The 16,158-nt window shown below is 72.9% G+C and carries 14 protein-coding genes and 1 rRNA gene; 7 read left to right on the forward strand and 8 right to left on the reverse strand.

The window, feature by feature from the left end; all coding sequences use genetic code 11:
• Positions 1–138 precede the first annotated feature (138 nt).
• Positions 139–255, forward strand: a 5S ribosomal RNA gene (gene rrf / locus ACIQWR_RS04250).
• 83 nt (positions 256–338) lie between these two features.
• On the opposite strand, the gene ACIQWR_RS04255 is transcribed toward rrf, so the two are convergent.
• The 6 genes from ACIQWR_RS04255 to ACIQWR_RS04280 are packed head-to-tail and all read right to left on the reverse strand — an operon-like array spanning position 339 to position 6,596.
• Entirely contained in the window at positions 339–935 is a 597-nt protein-coding gene (locus ACIQWR_RS04255) for a Uma2 family endonuclease (RefSeq protein WP_404005051.1), read from the reverse strand.
• Positions 936–970: 35 nt separating this feature from the next.
• Positions 971–2,281 (reverse strand): DUF58 domain-containing protein, encoded by a 1,311-nt coding sequence (locus tag ACIQWR_RS04260; protein ID WP_404005052.1) that lies wholly within the window; start codon positions 2,279–2,281, stop codon positions 971–973.
• Positions 2,281–3,282, reverse strand: a complete 1,002-nt coding sequence (locus ACIQWR_RS04265; RefSeq protein WP_404005053.1) for an AAA family ATPase — start codon at positions 3,280–3,282, stop codon at positions 2,281–2,283. Before ACIQWR_RS04265 ends, ACIQWR_RS04260 begins: the two co-directional genes overlap by 1 nt.
• Complete coding sequence (locus tag ACIQWR_RS04270) at positions 3,279–4,532, reverse strand: DUF4350 domain-containing protein (RefSeq protein ID WP_404005055.1); 1,254 nt, start codon at positions 4,530–4,532, stop codon at positions 3,279–3,281. The genes ACIQWR_RS04265 and ACIQWR_RS04270 overlap by 4 nt, the downstream gene beginning before the upstream one ends.
• The gene (locus ACIQWR_RS04275) at positions 4,529–5,224 is read right to left on the reverse strand and encodes a DUF4129 domain-containing protein (RefSeq protein WP_404005056.1); all 696 of its coding nucleotides are present in this window, start codon (positions 5,222–5,224) and stop codon (positions 4,529–4,531) included. Before ACIQWR_RS04275 ends, ACIQWR_RS04270 begins: the two co-directional genes overlap by 4 nt.
• Before the next feature lie 4 nt (positions 5,225–5,228).
• Positions 5,229–6,596 carry a hypothetical protein gene (locus ACIQWR_RS04280; protein WP_404005057.1) on the reverse strand — a complete coding sequence of 456 codons (1,368 nt, stop codon included), beginning with the start codon at positions 6,594–6,596 and terminating at the stop codon, positions 5,229–5,231.
• Positions 6,597–6,833: 237 nt separating this feature from the next.
• On the opposite strand from ACIQWR_RS04280, the gene mtrA reads away from it, so the two are divergent.
• The 6 genes from mtrA (at position 6,834) to ACIQWR_RS04310 (ending at position 14,126) form a co-directional block, all read left to right on the forward strand.
• On the forward strand, positions 6,834–7,523 hold the full coding sequence (gene mtrA, locus ACIQWR_RS04285) for a two-component system response regulator MtrA (RefSeq protein WP_354383973.1): 690 nt from the start codon (positions 6,834–6,836) through the stop codon (positions 7,521–7,523).
• A gap of 1 nt (position 7,524) precedes the next feature.
• The gene (mtrB, locus tag ACIQWR_RS04290) at positions 7,525–9,540 is read left to right on the forward strand and encodes an MtrAB system histidine kinase MtrB (RefSeq protein WP_404005058.1); all 2,016 of its coding nucleotides are present in this window, start codon (positions 7,525–7,527) and stop codon (positions 9,538–9,540) included.
• Positions 9,530–11,389: an LpqB family beta-propeller domain-containing protein gene (locus ACIQWR_RS04295; RefSeq protein WP_404005059.1), complete on the forward strand. Its 1,860-nt coding sequence runs from the start codon at positions 9,530–9,532 to the stop codon at positions 11,387–11,389. Before mtrB ends, ACIQWR_RS04295 begins: the two co-directional genes overlap by 11 nt.
• A 78-nt stretch (positions 11,390–11,467) precedes the next feature.
• Positions 11,468–12,181, forward strand: a complete 714-nt coding sequence (locus ACIQWR_RS04300) for a ComF family protein (protein WP_404005060.1) — start codon at positions 11,468–11,470, stop codon at positions 12,179–12,181.
• 322 nt (positions 12,182–12,503) lie between these two features.
• A complete protein-coding gene (gene hpf / locus ACIQWR_RS04305; protein ID WP_404005062.1) occupies positions 12,504–13,199 on the forward strand; it encodes a ribosome hibernation-promoting factor, HPF/YfiA family in 696 nt (231 codons plus the stop codon).
• A 201-nt stretch (positions 13,200–13,400) separates the two neighbouring features.
• On the forward strand, positions 13,401–14,126 hold the full coding sequence (locus ACIQWR_RS04310; RefSeq protein ID WP_354383978.1) for a response regulator transcription factor: 726 nt from the start codon (positions 13,401–13,403) through the stop codon (positions 14,124–14,126).
• A gap of 55 nt (positions 14,127–14,181) precedes the next feature.
• Here the strand turns inward: ACIQWR_RS04310 and ACIQWR_RS04315 are convergent, their stop codons facing one another.
• Complete coding sequence (locus tag ACIQWR_RS04315) at positions 14,182–15,348, reverse strand: winged helix-turn-helix domain-containing protein (RefSeq protein ID WP_404005063.1); 1,167 nt, start codon at positions 15,346–15,348, stop codon at positions 14,182–14,184.
• Positions 15,349–15,410: 62 nt separating this feature from the next.
• Positions 15,411–15,992: a GNAT family N-acetyltransferase gene (locus ACIQWR_RS04320; RefSeq protein WP_404005065.1), complete on the reverse strand. Its 582-nt coding sequence runs from the start codon at positions 15,990–15,992 to the stop codon at positions 15,411–15,413.
• Positions 15,993–16,158: the final 166 nt, after the last annotated feature.

Raw genomic sequence — 16,158 nt, forward strand, 5'->3', positions numbered from 1 at the left:
CAGATGTGGAAGCCCGGTAACGGGTGGAGCTGACTGGTACTAATAGGCCGAGGGCTTGTCCTCAGTTGCTCGCGTCCACTGTGTTAGTTCTGAAGTAACGAACTGTGCCTATATCCGGTTTGGTTAACTTCATAGTGTTTCGGTGGTCATAGCGTTAGGGAAACGCCCGGTTACATTTCGAACCCGGAAGCTAAGCCTTTCAGCGCCGATGGTACTGCAGGGGGGACCCTGTGGGAGAGTAGGACGCCGCCGAACAATTTTTCCGGGAAAGCCCCGCACCTTATGGTGCGGGGCTTTTCTGCGTTCCGGACCCATTCCGTGAGGAATACGGCCGCGCCCTACCAATCGGTGGGGTAGCTCTTGAGGCTGCTCGTGTCGAGGGTCCAGCGGCCGGCGGTGACGGTGTCCCCGAAGGCGTACGGAACCTTCTTGCGGTAGCGGATGCCGTCGGGGCCCTCCGAGCGGTCGCTGTGCACCGTGACGCTCTTCTTGTCCTTGCGGGGGTCCACGACGACGTACAGCGGCACTCCCATCCTCGGGTAGTCGTGCAGCTTGTCGCGGATGTCAGTGAGGGAATTCGTGCGCGAGACGACCTCCACCACCATCAGGACATCCCGGGAGTTGACCACCTTCGCGGTGTCGTCGGTGTCCTCTTCGGCGATGACCATGAGGTCGGGGACCTTGGTGAGGCCGGTCACCGGATCGCCCATGTTCGTGCCGCCCAGCGCGACGACCTCAGGTGTCTGGGCCTCGATCTGGCGGCGCAGCCGGACCACGTTGAGCCCGTGCGGAGCCGTGGGGCTCATCATGGTGAGGGAGATCTGACCGTCGGTGGTCTGCACCTTCCAGCTGTCCTCCTGGTGTTCGGCCAGCTCCGCGAGCGTCTCCGCGAAATCGTGCATGCGGCGCATCTGCTCGGGGGTGAGGTCGGCCATGGTGTCCTCCTGGTGGGTGCCCCGCCAGCCTCCCCCTAGAGGCGGCCCGCGGCCTTCAGGGCGAGGTAGGCGTCGGCTAGGGCCGGGGCCAGGGTGTCGGGGGTGGCGTCGACGACGTGGACGCCGTGCCGGGAGAGCTGGTCGGCGGTGCGGCGGCGCTGGGCGCGGGTCTGGGTGCCCGCGGCGGCCTCGTAGACCGCGTCGACCGTGCCGCGGGCGGTGGCCATCCGGGCGATGTGCGGATCGGCGACGGAGGCGAGCAGGACGGTGTGCCGCTGGGTGAGGGTGGGCAGCAGCGGGAGCAGGCCCTCCTCGATCGGAGCGGCGTCCAGGCTGGTCAGCAGGACGACCAGGGAGCGGCGCGGGGCGCCGCGCAGGATGCTGGAGACCAGGCCGCGGGAGTCCGTCTCGACGAGTTCGGGCTCCAGCGGGGCCATCGCGTTGACGAAGGCGGGCAGCACGTCGCCGGGCGGGCGGCCCTGGACCTGGGCGCGGGTGCGCCGGTCGTGGGCCAGCAGGTCCACGCGGTCGCCCGCGCGGGTGGCGAGGGCGGCGAGCAGCAGGGCCGCGTCCATGGCGGAGTCCAGGCGCGGGGCGTCGCCGACGCGGCCGGCCGACGTACGGCCCGTGTCGAGGCAGATCAGGATGTGCCGGTCGCGTTCGGGACGCCAGGTGCGGACGGCGACCTTGTTCTGCCGGGCGGTGGCCCGCCAGTCGATGGAGCGGGTGTCGTCGCCGGGCACGTAGTCCCGCAGGCTGTCGAATTCCGTTCCCTCACCACGCGTCAGCACGCTGGTGCGGCCGTCGAGTTCGCGCAGCCGGGCGAGCCGGGACGGGAGGTGCTTGCGGCTGGTGAAGGGGGGCAGGACGCGGACCGTCCAGGGGACGACGTGGGTGCCCTGGCGGGCCATCAGCCCGAGCGGGCCGTACGAGCGGACGGTGACGCGGTCGGCCCGGCGGTCCCCGCGGCGGGAGGGCCGCAGCCGGGTGGTGACCCGGCGGCGTTCGCCCGCGGGGACGGTCAGGGCGTGCCGCGAGGCGGCCGCCTCGGCGTCCGGGACCCAGCTGCTCGGGGGCCACGCGTCGCGGATCCGGGCGCGCAGGGTGCGGCCGCCCGGGTTGGTGACGCTGAGGTGGACCTCGGCGCCCTCGCCCAGGCGCACCGCGGTGTCGCCGGAGCGGGCGAGCCGCAGGGTGCGCACCGGGGCGGCGAGGGCGTAGTCGACGGCGCAGGCCAGGGCCAGGGGTCCGTTGACGGCGAGGATCCCCGTCCAGCTCGGTTCGAGCAGGCCGACGGGGAGCGCGCCGAGGGCCGCGACCAGGGCGGCGCGTCCGGTGAGGGCCATCAGCGCGGGACGGGGACGTGGGAGAGGATCGCGGTGATGACCGCGTCCGCGCTGACGCCTTCCATCTCGGCCTCGGGGCGCAGTTGGACGCGGTGGCGCAGCGTGGGCAGGGCGAGGGCCTTGACGTCGTCGGGGGTGACGTAGTCGCGGCCGGTCAGCCAGGCCCAGGCGCGGGCGGTGGAGAGCAGGGCGGTGGCGCCGCGGGGGGAGACGCCGAGGGTGAGGGACGGCGATTCGCGGGTGGCGCGGCAGATGTCGACGACGTAGCCGGTGATCTCGGGGGAGACCGTGGTGGCGGCGACGGCGCGGCGGGCGGCTTCGAGGTCGGCGGGGCCGGCGACGGGGCGCACTCCGGCGGCGTCGAGGTCGCGGGGGTCGAAGCCGGCAGCGTGCCGGGCCAGGACGTCGATCTCGTCCGTGCGGGAGGGCAGCGGCACGGTGAGCTTGAGCAGGAAGCGGTCGAGCTGGGCCTCGGGCAGCGGGTAGGTGCCCTCGTACTCGACGGGGTTCTGCGTCGCGGCGACGAGGAAGGGGTCGGGGAGCGGGCGCGGGGTGCCGTCGACGGTGACCTGGCGCTCCTCCATCGCTTCGAGCAGGGACGCCTGGGTCTTGGGGGGCGTCCGGTTGATCTCGTCCGCGAGGAGGAGGTTGGTGAAGACCGGGCCCTCCTGGAAGGAGAACTCGGCGGAGCGGGCGTCGTAGACCAGCGAGCCGGTGATGTCGCTCGGCATCAGGTCGGGGGTGAACTGGACGCGCTTGGTGCCGATGTCGAGGGAGGCGGCCAGGGCGCGGACCAGCAGGGTCTTGGCGACGCCGGGGACCCCTTCGAGCAGGACGTGGCCGCGGCACAGCAGGGCGACGACGAGGCCGGTGACGGCGGCGTCCTGGCCGACGACGGCCTTGCCGATCTCGGTGCGCAGCGCTTCGAGGGAGGCGCGTGCGCGGTCCGCGTCCGGGTGGGCGGGGGCGGCCTGGTAGGCGTCGGCGGGCGTGGCCGTCATGAGGTACGGACCTCTCTTTCGAGGGCGTCGAGGTGATCGACGAGCGCGACGAGTGCCGCGTCGTCGGAGGGAGCGGGGCCGAAGAGCAGCCCGGGGAGGTCGCCTTCGGCGTCGGTCAGCCGGTCGGCGACCGCGGGCAGCAGGGCGGCGGGGTCCTGGGCGTGCGCGGGCGGTACGCCGACCAGCGCGGCCAGGCGCTCGCGGGTGGCTTCCCGCAGCACGGTGGCGGCCCGGTCGCGGGCCGCGGCCTTGCGGTAGAGGCGGGCGCGGCCTTCGGTGGCCTCGGAGGCGCGGACGACGACCGGGAGCCGCTCGGTGACCAGCGGGCCGAGGCGCCGGGCCCGCCAGAGCGCGGCGAGCACGGCGGCGACGGTGAGTTGGAGCAGGGCCCAGCCCCAGCCGGCGGGGACGAGGTCGAAGAAGCTCTTGTCCTGCTCCCGCACGCCGTCGGCGCTGTCGGCGGGCGAGGGGATGAACCAGACGAGGTCCGGCCGGGAGCCGAGGAGTTGCAGGGCGAGGGCCGCGTTGCCCTCGTCGGCCAGGGTCTCGTTCTGGAGGATCAGCCCGGAGCCGAGGACGACGGTGTCCGCGCCGCCCGCGCCGGGGAGCCGGAGCAGGGTGGCGGCGGAGCCGCTGGGGTAGCAGGACTGTGCGAGCGGGAGGTCGGTGGTGTAGCGCAGGCCGTCGCCGGTCGAGGCGCGCCCGGCCGCGGTGGCCGCGGGCAGGGTGCACCCGGGGGAGAGGTTCGTGTCGTGGGCGGTGCCCTTGAGGCGGACGCCGGGGGTGAGCCCGGCCAGGGCGCGGCCGGTGGGCGCGAGCAGGACCGTACGGCCGCCGGAGAGGTCCATCGCGGTGCGCAGGACCGCTCGGCGTTCCTCGCCGAGCAGGTCGGGTTCGGTGACCAGGAGGGTGGTGCCGGGGCCGGCGGCCGCGGTGGCTTCGGCGGTGGTGGTCACGACGCGGGTGGTGACGCCGCGCTGCTTCAGGAGCTCGGCGAGGGCCCGGCTGCCGGTGGGGTCGGCGGAGCGCGGGTCGAACTGGCCGTGGTGGCTGCCGGAGTGCAGGGAGGCCAGGGCTATGCCGGCGACGAGCAGGGCGGCGACGACGATGAGGAAGCCGCGGGCCCGGCGCCAGATCCCGGTGGGGCTCATGGCGGTGGAGGTGGCGGCGCGGGTGGTCGGGGCGGCCGGTGCGGGCGAAGGCGTGGGCGACGGCGCGGGGGTCGGCGCCGGCGTGGGGGCGGTGCTCATGCGGCCGGTCCTCCCGCGGTGGTCAGGACGGGCTTGGCGCGTTCCAGGGCGAGGTCGAGGTCGCGCAGGCGGCCGTACGTACCGGAGTCGGCGGGGCGACCGCCGTAGGTCACGTCGTCGAACGTCCGGGCGGCGGCGTGCAGTTCCGCGCCGTGGGCGGGGAGGGAGCGGGCCGCTTCGGCGGCGGCCTCGTCGGCGGTGCGGCCGGGGCGCGGGTCGAGCAGGGTGCGCTCCTCCAGGGAGCGCACGACGGCGCGCATGCGTTCCTGGACGGCCTCGGTCCAGTGTCCGGCGGCGGCGTGGGCCTCGGCGCTCGTGCGGTGGTCGGCGGCGCTGCGGACGCCCTCGTCGAAGAGGAGCCCGGCGCTGGTGGCGGCGCGGCGGGGGGAGCCGAGCCGCCACCACAGGGCGCCGATGAGCAGGGCGACCACGACGACGATCACGAGGATCCCCACCAGGCCGCCGGGCGTGGCGTCGGACGCGGAGTTCATGAGGTCGCCGAGCCACTCCCAGAGGCGGTCGATGGCCCGCTGGATCGGGCTCGGGTCGTTCTGGTGGTAGAGCGGCTTGGACAGCTCGCGCTCGGCGGCCTCGCGGGCCGCGTCGCGCGGAGTCGTCAGTGGCGGTACTTCGTCGGTCTGCGGCAGCAGGGCTGCCGTGGTGCGCGTGATCGGTCCCCCCGTGGTGATCACCGCATCAGCCGCCGGCGCCGGGGTGCGGGGTGCCGTTGGCCCCGTAGTTCTCGACGCCGGCCGCGCGGGCCAGTTCCAGGTCGAGGGCCTCGCGCCGGATGCGCTGGTCGATGTAGAGCAGGACGGTGACGCCGGACTGCATCGGCATGGTGATGGCCATGGCGATGACCCCGCCGATCGCCGAGATGAGCAGGTAGGCCCAGCTGTCGGGGGTCTCACCGGCGACCATGGCGTCGAATCCGCCGCCGAAGACGATGGCGAGGACGGTGAACGGCACGGCGATGATCATCGAGATGACGCCGACGATGAGGCCGGTCAGGATCGAGATCCCGAAGATCCGCCACCAGGCGCCCTGGACCAGCTTGGCCGAGCGGGCCAGCGACTTCATGACGGTCGCCTTCTCCAGCATCAGCGCGGGCGAGGCCAGGCTGAAGCGGACCCACAGCCAGGCCAGCAGCACGAGGCCGCCGAGCCCGCCGAGGACGGTGAGGGGGGCGCTGTCCGCGAGGATGCCCGGGAGCATCAGGACGAGGAGCAGGGCGGTGGAGGCGACGGTCAGCAGGAGCGTCAGCCCGGCGAGGCGCAGCAGCTGGGGGCGCGCGTCGCCCCAGGCGCCGGCGACCGTGGAGGACTGACCGAGCACCGCCCGGCTGAAGATCATGGTGAGCAGGGCGGTGGCGAGGATCCCGCCGATGATCTGGATGAAGATGGTCGCCGCCGTGACGGTGAGGCTGCCGCCCATGGCGTCGAGGACCTCGCGGGGTCCGGCGATGGTGTCCGGGTCGGCCGTGAGGCGGTCCAGCGCGTAGCGCTGGAAGACCACGGTGGCGAGCTGGACGATCACGGCGACGACGGCGGTGACGGACAGCACCGAGCGCCAGTGGGTGCGCATGGTGGTGACCGCGCCGTCGAGGATCTCGCCGAGGCCCAGGGGCCGCAGCGGGATCACGCCGGGCTTGGCCGCCGGGGGCTTGCCCCAGCCGCCGGGAACGCCGGGGTAGCCGTACTGGCCGCCGCCGCCGTAGGGGGCGCCGTACTGGCCGCCCTGGCCGCCTTGTCCGCCGCCGTACGAGCCCCAGCCCGCGCCGGGCTGCGGCTGCTGGGGGGCGCCGTCGGAGGGCGCGGTGGGGTCACCGGCGGCCGGGGGCGCGCCGGGGCTGGACCACTGGCCGGGCGGCGGCTGCTGGGCGGACCATTTGGAGTCGGCCGGGGGCTGCGCGGGCTGTCCGGGCTGCTCGGTCGCGGCCGGGTTCTGGGGTGAAGGTGGTGAGGATGGCGGCTGCGCCCCCGTACCGTTCGCGTCGGGAGCGCCGTTGCGCTCGCCTTCGGACGGAGAGGGTCCGGGCGTAGCCCAGCCCGGAGAGTCGTTCATCGTCGCTCCTTCACGTGTACCGCGCTGCCGGTGGCGCTGGATCGCTGCCATCGTGTCACGTGGGAACTCCGGACGGACCGGCTCCCTCCCCCCGGATATCGGGGCGGCCCGCACCTTCAAATGTCGTCCGGATCCGAGGCAGACTGGACGACTGGATCACGACGCAGGTCAGAGGGGCGATTTCCAGCCCTTTTGGCTGTGGGACAGCTCACCGCCAGGTAACGATTAGCTAATGGGATGATGTCAACCATGAAGGGACGCGTCCTTGTCGTCGACGACGACACCGCGCTGGCCGAGATGCTCGGCATTGTGCTGCGTGGAGAAGGTTTTGAGCCGTCGTTCGTAGCGGACGGCGACAAGGCACTTGCTGCTTTCCGGGAGGCCAAGCCTGACCTGGTACTGCTGGACCTCATGCTGCCCGGACGGGACGGCATAGAGGTCTGTCGGCTGATCCGCGCCGAATCAGGCGTGCCGATCGTGATGCTCACGGCAAAGAGCGACACGGTCGACGTGGTCGTGGGGCTGGAGTCCGGCGCCGACGACTACATGGTCAAGCCGTTCAAGCCCAAGGAGCTGGTGGCCCGTATCCGGGCCCGCCTGCGCCGCTCGGAGGAGCCCGCGCCCGAGCAGCTCACCATCGGTGACCTGGTCATCGACGTGGCCGGGCACTCCGTGAAGCGGGACGGCGGCTCCATCGCGCTGACCCCGCTCGAATTCGACCTGCTGGTCGCCCTCGCCCGCAAGCCCTGGCAGGTCTTCACCCGTGAGGTGCTGCTGGAGCAGGTCTGGGGCTACCGGCACGCGGCGGACACCCGCCTGGTCAACGTGCATGTTCAGCGACTGCGCTCCAAGGTCGAGAAGGACCCGGAGCGCCCGGAGATCGTGGTGACCGTACGTGGCGTCGGCTACAAGGCCGGACCGAGCTGACATGAAGCCCGGCAAGCCGCTCCGCGGCCCCCGTCGGGGGGCCCTGCGGGGCGGTCGGCAGCTCCGTCAGATGACTGACGGGGCGGCCGGCGGTCCCGTGCTGCGGCTGTTCGTACGGCTCGTACGCAGGCCGCTGCTCCCGGCTGTCCGCCTCTGGCGGCGCAACCTCCAGCTCAGGGTGGTCGCCGGCACCCTGCTCATGTCGCTGGCCGTGGTCCTCAGCCTCGGCTTCGTCGTGATCGCCCAGGTCAGCAAGGGGCTGCTCGACGCCAAGGAAGAGGCTGCCCAGAGCCAGGCGGCGGGCGGCTTCGCGGTCGCACAGGAGAAGGCCAACGCGCCCTCCACGACCGACGGGCCGGATCCCACCGCGGTCGACACCAAGGTCGGCCGGGACGCCAGCACCTGGATGAGTTCCCTGGTCAAGCAGCTGGCCAGTGGTGGCCAGACCGCCTTCGAGGTGGTCGCCCTCGGCGCCGGAACCGGTGAGCTGGGGCCCGGGGTGCGCGGAGCGCGTGCTTCCGGAGACGTGGACCCGACCGCCAGCGTCCCGCTGTCGCTGCGCAAGGCCGTCAACCACGCGACCGGCACCTTCCTGACCTTCTCCAGCATCCGCTACAGCACGCCGGGCACCGATTCCGAGGCGGCGCTGGTGATCGGCAAGCGGCTCACCGACATCAACGGCGAGCCCTACGACCTGTACTACCTCTTCCCGCTCACGCAGGAGCAGGAGTCCCTGAACCTGGTCAAGACCACCATCGCCACGGCCGGGCTGTTCGTGGTCGTGCTGCTCGGCGCCATCGCGTGGTTCGTCGTGCGCCAGGTGGTCACCCCGGTCCGGATGGCGGCCGGCATCGCCGAGCGGCTGTCGGCGGGCCGGCTCCAGGAACGGATGAAGGTCACCGGCGAGGACGACATCGCCCGATTGGGCGAAGCCTTCAACAAGATGGCCCAGAACCTCTCGCACAAGATCCAGCAGCTGGAAGAGCTGTCCCGGATGCAGCGCCGCTTCGTCTCCGACGTCTCCCACGAGCTGCGCACCCCGCTGACCACCGTCCGGATGGCCGCCGACGTCATCCACGACGCCCGGGTCGACTTCGATCCGATCACCGCGCGCGCCGCGGAACTGCTCGCGGGCCAGCTCGACCGCTTCGAGTCGCTCCTGGCGGACCTGCTGGAGATCAGCCGGTTCGACGCGGGCGCCGCCGCGCTGGAGGCGGAGCCGATCGATCTGCGCGACGTCGTCCGCCGGGTCATCGACGCCGCCGAGCCGCTGTCCGAGCGCAAGGGCAGCCGCGTACGGGTGCTCGGGGACTCCCAGCCCGTCATCGCCGAGGCCGACGCGCGGCGGGTGGAGCGGGTGCTGCGCAACCTCGTCGTCAACGCCGTCGAGCACGGCGAGGGCCGCGACGTGGTGGTCCGGCTCGCCTCCGCGGGCGGGGCCGTGGCCGTGGCCGTACGGGACTACGGGGTGGGCCTCAAGCCGGGCGAGGCCACCCGGGTCTTCAACCGCTTCTGGCGCGCCGACCCCGCGCGCGCCCGCACCACCGGCGGGACCGGCCTCGGCCTGTCCATCGCGGTGGAGGACGCCCGGCTGCACGGCGGCTGGCTCCAGGCCTGGGGCGAGCCGGGCGGTGGCTCCCAGTTCCGGCTCACGCTGCCGCGGACCGCGGACGAACCGCTGCGCGGCTCCCCGATCCCCCTGGAGCCGGAGGACTCGCGCGGGAACCGGGCGCGGGCCGCGGCCGAGGGGCGGCTGGCCGGTGCGGACGCCGCGCAGCCGGCTCCGGCGGACCGCTCGCCGATCCCGCCGCGCTCGGCGGTCGCCGGGGCGGTACCCGTACCCGCGGACCCGACGGCGCTGCCGGGGTCCGGGGCGCGGGTGGTGTCCCGGAGCCCGGAGCCGGGCGGCGGGGGCGGCAACGCGGGTGCCGGTGGCGCTGCCGGGGCCGGTGGGGTGGACGGTACGGATGGTGGAGCTGTGGATCACGCGCAGGAGGATGTGACCGGTGGACGCTGAGCCCGATCCCACGACATCCCCCGCCCGCAGGGACCGGGGCGCGCGGCGGCTGACGGTCGCCCTCGGCAGCGCCCTGTGCGGCGCGCTGCTGGCGTCGGGCTGCGCCTCCATGCCCGACCACGGCGAGATCACCGAGGTGCAGGCGTCCCAGGGCGTCGACTCGCAGGTGCGGGTGTTCGGCGTACCGCCCTCGGACAAGGCCACCCCGCCCGAGATCGTCGACGGCTTCCTCGAAGCGATGACCAGCGACGACCCGCAGCTGGAGACCGCCCGCAAGTACCTCACGGAGGAGGCGGCGAAGAGCTGGAAGCCCAGCTCGGCCACCACCGTGCTCTCCGGCGGCATCACGCGCATCTCGGTCCAGGGCGAGAAGGACCCCGAGGGGCCCCGGTTCAAGGTCACCGGCAAGCGCCTCGCGACGGTGGACGAGCGCAGCGCGTACCAGCCGGACGCCGGTGGCGGGCGCTACGAGGAGTTCATCCAGCTCGTCCAGGACAAGAACAAGCAGTGGCGGATCGCCGCTCCGCCCGGGGGCCTGGTCCTCAGCGAGTCCGACTTCCAGCGGATCTTCCGGCCCGTCAACAAGTACTACTTCGCGGACGGGACGCTCGTCGCCGACCCGGTGTACGTGCGCCAGCGCACCGATCCGGACACGCGCATGGACCCGATGACCCAGACCGTACGGTCCCTGCTGGCCGGCCCCTCCAAGTGGCTCGGCCCGGTCGTCGCCTCCAACTTCCCCACCGGAACGGAACTGCGCGAGGGCACCAAGTCCCTCTCGTACGACGGCCAGAACACGCTGCGGGTGCCGCTCAACGAGAAGGCGGACAACGTCGCGCACCCGCAGTGCCAGAAGATGGCGACCCAACTCTTCTACACCGTGCGGGACATGACGACCTCCCGGCTCGACCGGGTCGAACTGCTGCGCTCCGACGGCTCGTCGCTGTGCGCGGTGACCGAGGGCGCGGCGTCCACCATCGCCAACCGGGTGCCGTCGTCGCGCTTCCAGTACTACGTGGACAAGGACCGCCGACTGGTCCGGATGAGCCTGGCGGTCGAGAAGGAGGACCAGCAGGATCCGGCTGAACCGGTGCCGGGCCCGCTGTCCACCGCGGGGGCCGGTGCCGCGTTCCGGGTGGGCTCGGCGGCCGTCACCTACGACGAGCGGCGCGCCGCGGTCGTCTCCGAGGACGGGCACGCCCTGCACGTCGTCTCGCTGACCACGGCCGGACCGATGCCGGCGGCGTTGCTGACCAGCAAGGCGAACAAGCTGACCGCCCCGAGCTGGGACGCGCGCGGTGACCTGTGGATCGCGGACCAGGACCCGCAGAACCCGGGGCTGTACCGGGTGCCGGGCGGGACCGGGACGCCCGCCCGGGTGGACGTCGCGGGGCTCGACAACGGGCAGATCAGCCAGCTGCGGGTGTCCTCCGACGGGGTCCGGATCGCGCTGCTGGTGTCGAAGGACGGCCGCAAGAACCTGTACATCGGCCGGATCGAACGGCCCGAGGACAAGGCGGACGCGGCGACCGTCTCCGTGCGCGAGCTGCGGCCGGCGGCGCCGCAGATGGCGAGCGTGACGGCGATGAGCTGGGCCCCGCGCGGGCGGTTGCTGGTCATCGGGCGCGAGAACGGCGGGGTGGTGCAGGCGCGCTACGTGCTGGCCGACGGGTCGATGGTCGCGGCGAGCCTGCCGGGGGCGACCGGGCTGACGGAGGTCGCGGCGTCGGAGGACGAGAAGAAACCGGTGGTCGGGCGCTCCGAGGAGGACGGCATCGTGTGGCTGCCGCCGGGGGCGCAGTGGCGCACGGCGGCGGCCGGGGGGAAGGGCCCGGTGTACCCGGGCTGAGGTCGGCCGCGGTTGTCCACAGGCCGGCGTTGTCCACAGGAGGTGCGGGGTGGGCCTGGGGTGCGCGATGGTGGCGGGATGGGGTGGTGGGGGGAGGTCGCGGGGCTCGTCCTGCCCGCGCGGTGTGCGGGGTGCGGGGCGGTGCGCGAGGTGGTGTGCGCGGGGTGTCGGGAGGGGCTGAGCGGGGCCGGGGCGGGGGTCGTGCGGCCGCGTCCGGGGCCGCCGGGACTGCCCGTGGTGCACGCCGGCGCCGGGTACGCGGACGGCGTGCGGGCGGTGCTGCTCGCGCACAAGGAGCGCGGGGCGCTCCAGCTGGCCGGGGTGCTCGGCGGGGCGCTGGCCGCGGCCGTCCGGTCGGGCGGTGGGGACGGGGACCGGGCGGGCCTGGTCCTGGTGCCGGCGCCCTCGTCCCGGTGGCAGGTGCGGGCGCGCGGGCACGATCCGGCGCGCAGGATCGCGCTGGCCGCCTCGGCCCGACTGCGCCGGGGCGGGATCCCGGCGCGCGTGGCGCCCGTACTGCGCCAGCGGCGGCCGGTGGCGGACCAGGCGGGCCTGGGGGCCCGGCAGCGGCGGGAGAACCTGGCCGGGGCCCTGGAGGTGCGGCCCGGCGGCGCGCGGCTGCTGGAGGGGGCACGGATCGTGCTCGTGGACGACCTGGTCACCACCGGAGCCACCCTCGCGGAGGCGGCCCGCGCGCTGCGCGCGGTCGACGGGTGTCCCGCGGGGTTGCGCGCGGCCGTGGTGGCCGCCCCGGTGGGGTCTTTCGACTCGAACAGAGCAAAAAATCGGTGAATAGATTTGGAACTGAGTGGGAAGGCGCATCGTTGCAGGTAGTACGAGGGAATGGCCACCTGAACGGAGGTACGTTCCGGTAGCGGGTGCCGTCAACCGGCGAAGAGGGATATGTTCGGTTGAAGAGGAACTCGCGCTTCGGAGCTTCTCCGCATCGGGCAGGCGTGCCCCTCGACTCCGACGTCGGTGGGGTGGTGATCTTGCCGATGGGGGAGGAGGAGGTGAAAGTCGCCAAGTCCGAGGCTCCGGTGAACATCGGGGCCTGGTGCAAAAGGGAGACGCTTCGCCGCTGAGGCGGAGCTATCCGGGAACGGAGTTCTGCGTGGACATCGTCGTCAAGGGCCGCAAGACCGAAGTGCCCGAGCGGTTCCGCAAGCACGTGGCCGAGAAGCTGAATCCGGAGCGGATCCAGAGGCTCGACGCCAAGGTGATCAGCTTGGACGTCGAGGTGTCCAAGGAACACAACCCGCGTCAGGCCGACCGTTCCGACCGCGTGGAGATCACCCTTCGCTCGCGGGGCCCCGTGATCCGCGCCGAGGCGGCCGCCGCAGACCCCTACGCGGCGCTGGACCTGGCCCAGGACAAGCTCGAGGCCCGACTGCGCAAGCAGCACGACAAGCGCCACAACCGCCGCGGCAGCGGTCGACTCTCGGCGGCCGAGGTCGCCGACGTCGTACCGGGCGTCGCGCAGCTGAACGGCAACGGCGAGCCGGTCACCGAGGAGAAGGCGGACGCGGTTCCGACCACTCGGATCGGATCGCTCGAAGTGCAGGGCGAAGGCCCGCTGATCGTGCGCGAGAAGACGCACTCGGCGGCGCCCATGTCGCTCGACCAGGCTCTGTACGAAATGGAGCTGGTCGGCCACGACTTCTATCTGTTCGTCGACTCCGAAACGAAGTTGCCCAGTGTTGTCTACCGACGTCACGCATACGACTACGGCGTCATTCACGTGAACCCCGACGGTGCCTCCAGCTCGGAGGAATCGCCTGGTGGAGCGGGTGGAGCGCTCGGCGGCTGACGGTCCTTCGAGGCGCCCCCGGTGATGCTCGTTCGTCACCGGGGGCACCCGTATGCACCTGGGCAACCCCCGCCCGCAGCCCCGGGCATGGAATCATGTCGGGCAGTCAGCCGGCGTCCGACTGCGCCGGGTTGACGTCGGGCGCTGCGTGCGGCAGCGCCACACATGAATTCGGGCCACGGCCTTGCAGGGGGAGGAACGATGGCGGACAGCTTCGGACCGGCACGCGCTGACGACGGTGCGGACTGCCGGACCGGCCCGGGCGGTGAACCGATCCGTGTGCTCGTGGTCGATGACCACGCCCTCTTCCGGCGCGGGTTGGAGATCGTCCTCGCGCAGGAGGAGGACATCCAGGTCGTCGGCGAGGCCGGGGACGGCGCGGAGGCGGTGGACAAGGCCGCGGACCTGCTGCCGGACATCGTGCTGATGGACGTGCGGATGCCCCGGCGCGGCGGTATCGAGGCGTGCACCTCGATCAAGGAGGTGGCCCCCTCCACGAAGATCATCATGCTGACGATCAGCGACGAGGAGGCCGACCTCTACGACGCGATCAAGGCCGGGGCGACCGGCTACCTGCTCAAGGAGATCTCCACGGACGAGGTCGCCACCGCGATCCGCGCCGTGGCCGACGGGCAGTCGCAGATCAGCCCCTCCATGGCGTCGAAGCTGCTGACCGAGTTCAAGTCGATGATCCAGCGCACCGACGAGCGGCGGCTGGTGCCCGCGCCGCGGCTGACGGACCGCGAGCTGGAGGTGCTCAAGCTGGTGGCGACCGGGATGAACAACCGGGACATCGCCAAGGAGTTGTTCATCTCCGAGAACACCGTGAAGAACCACGTCCGCAACATCCTGGAGAAGCTCCAGCTGCACTCCCGGATGGAAGCCGTGGTCTACGCGATGCGCGAGAAGATCCTCGAAATCCGCTGATCGGCCGGTCCGCTCGCTGGTCCGCCCACTGGTCTGCTGATCCGGTCGCCCCGGGTCACAGGGCGGCCAGCTCCGCCGTGACGGCGGCCGCCTCCGCGGGGCTCTGCGCCCGGTCCACCCGGACCTCGTCGCAGCCCACCCAGGACGCCGCCTCGCGCAGCGCCTCGGCCATCGGGCGGGCCGCGGCGGGGGTGGTCAGGGAGAGCTGGCGGGCCACCAGGGTCCTGCCCTCGCGGCCCGGGTCCACCCGGCCCTGGAGCAGCCCGCCGGCCAGCAGCGGCATGGCGAAGTACCCGTGGATCCGCCGGGGCCTCGGCACGTAGGCCTCCAGCCGGTGGGTGAAGCCGAAGATCCGCTCCGTCCGGGGGCGCTCCCAGATCAGCGAGTCGAAGGGCGAGAGCAGCGTCGTGCGGTGGCGCCCGCGGGGGGTGGTGGCCAGGGCGGCCGGGTCGGCCCAGGCGGGCTTGTCCCAGCCCTCGACCGTGACCGGGACCAGTCCGGAGTCCGCGACCACCGCGTCGAACTGGTCGTTCTTGAGGCGGTGGTAGTCGGCGATGTCGCTGCGGGTGCCCACGCCCAGGGACCGCCCCGCGAGCGCGACCAGGCGGCGCAGGCACTCGGTGTCGTCCAGGTCGTCGTGGAGCAGGGCGTCCGGGACGGCCCGCTCGGGCAGGTCGTAGACCCGCTTCCAGCCGCGGCGCTCGGTGCAGACCACCTCGCCGATGTCGAGCAGCCACTCCACCGCGATCTTGCTCTCGGACCATTCGAACCACTCGCCGCCGTTCTTGGCGCCGCCCAACTCGGTGGAGGTGAGCGGGCCGTCGGCGCGCAGTCGGTCCAGGACCGCCTTCGTCGAACGCTCCTTCTCCGCCAGGACGTGCCAGCGGTGGCCCCGGGCCCGGCGCGCCCGGCGGCGGAAGGCGAAGTGCGGCCACTCCTCGATCGGCAGGATGCAGGCCGCGTGGGACCAGTACTCGAAGGCGTGGTTCCCCGACCAGTACGCGGCCTCCACCACGGACCGGTCCACCGCGCCCAGGCGCGCGTACGGGATCAGCTCGTGCGAGCGGGCCAGCACCGAGATGGTGTCCAGCTGTACGGCGCCCAGGTGCCGCAGGACGCCGCGCACCCCGCCCCGGCGGTCGGGGGCGCCGAGGAACCCCTGCGCGCGCAGGGCGATCCGGCGGGCCTCGGCGGCGGACAGGGACACGGTGGCGGAGGTCATGCTCCGCAGCCTAGGGGCCGCCACTGACAGAGCGGCCCGGCCGGCCGGTCGCGGGGCCACGGTCAGGCATCGCGACCGGGGTCGGGGAGGTACGGCAGGCGCGAGGGGAGGCCCAGGTCGGAGGGGAGGAGCGCGCCGATCCAGCAGTCCCGCAGGGTCTCGCGGTGCTCCAGGCCCGCGCGCTGCACGCCCTCGACCACGAAGCCGCACTTCTCGGCCACGGCGCGGGAGGCGGCATTGGCGATCCCGGCGCGCCAGATCAGGCGCACGCAGCCCGCCTCGGTGAAGGCCCAGCGGGTGACGGCGGTGACGGCTTCGGTCATGTGGCCGCGGCCGCGGTGCTCGGCCACCGACCAGTAGCCGATCTCGTGCGCGAAGGCGCCCCGGGCGTGGACGCCCAGGGTGGCGACGAGCGGGCCGTCCGCGCCGAGCCGGACGGCGAAGTTGTACTCGGTGTCCTCGCGCCAGCCGCGCGGCACGACCTCCGTCACGAAGGTCTCGGCGTCCTTGACCCCGTAGGGCACGGGCACCGGTATCCACTGCTGGATGGCGGGGTCCTGGCAGGCGGCGTGCACCTCCGCGACGTCGGCGGGCAGGTGCGGGCGCAGCACAAGGCGCTCGGTGATCAGCGTGCTCGGTTCCATCCGGCGATTCTGTGCGGTCCGCGGTGCACGGGCGAACAGTTTTCCCCCCATACCTTTCCCCCCACACCGGCACCTTCCGTGCTCCTCGTCCGTTCTCCTTGCGGGTGCCAGCCGCCCTGCGGATACGGCGGACCTCCCGGCGTGACCACGTCCTCGCTTACGATGG

This window comes from Streptomyces sp. NPDC098789 (assembly GCF_044759975.1).
GTDB lineage: Bacteria > Actinomycetota > Actinomycetes > Streptomycetales > Streptomycetaceae > Streptomyces.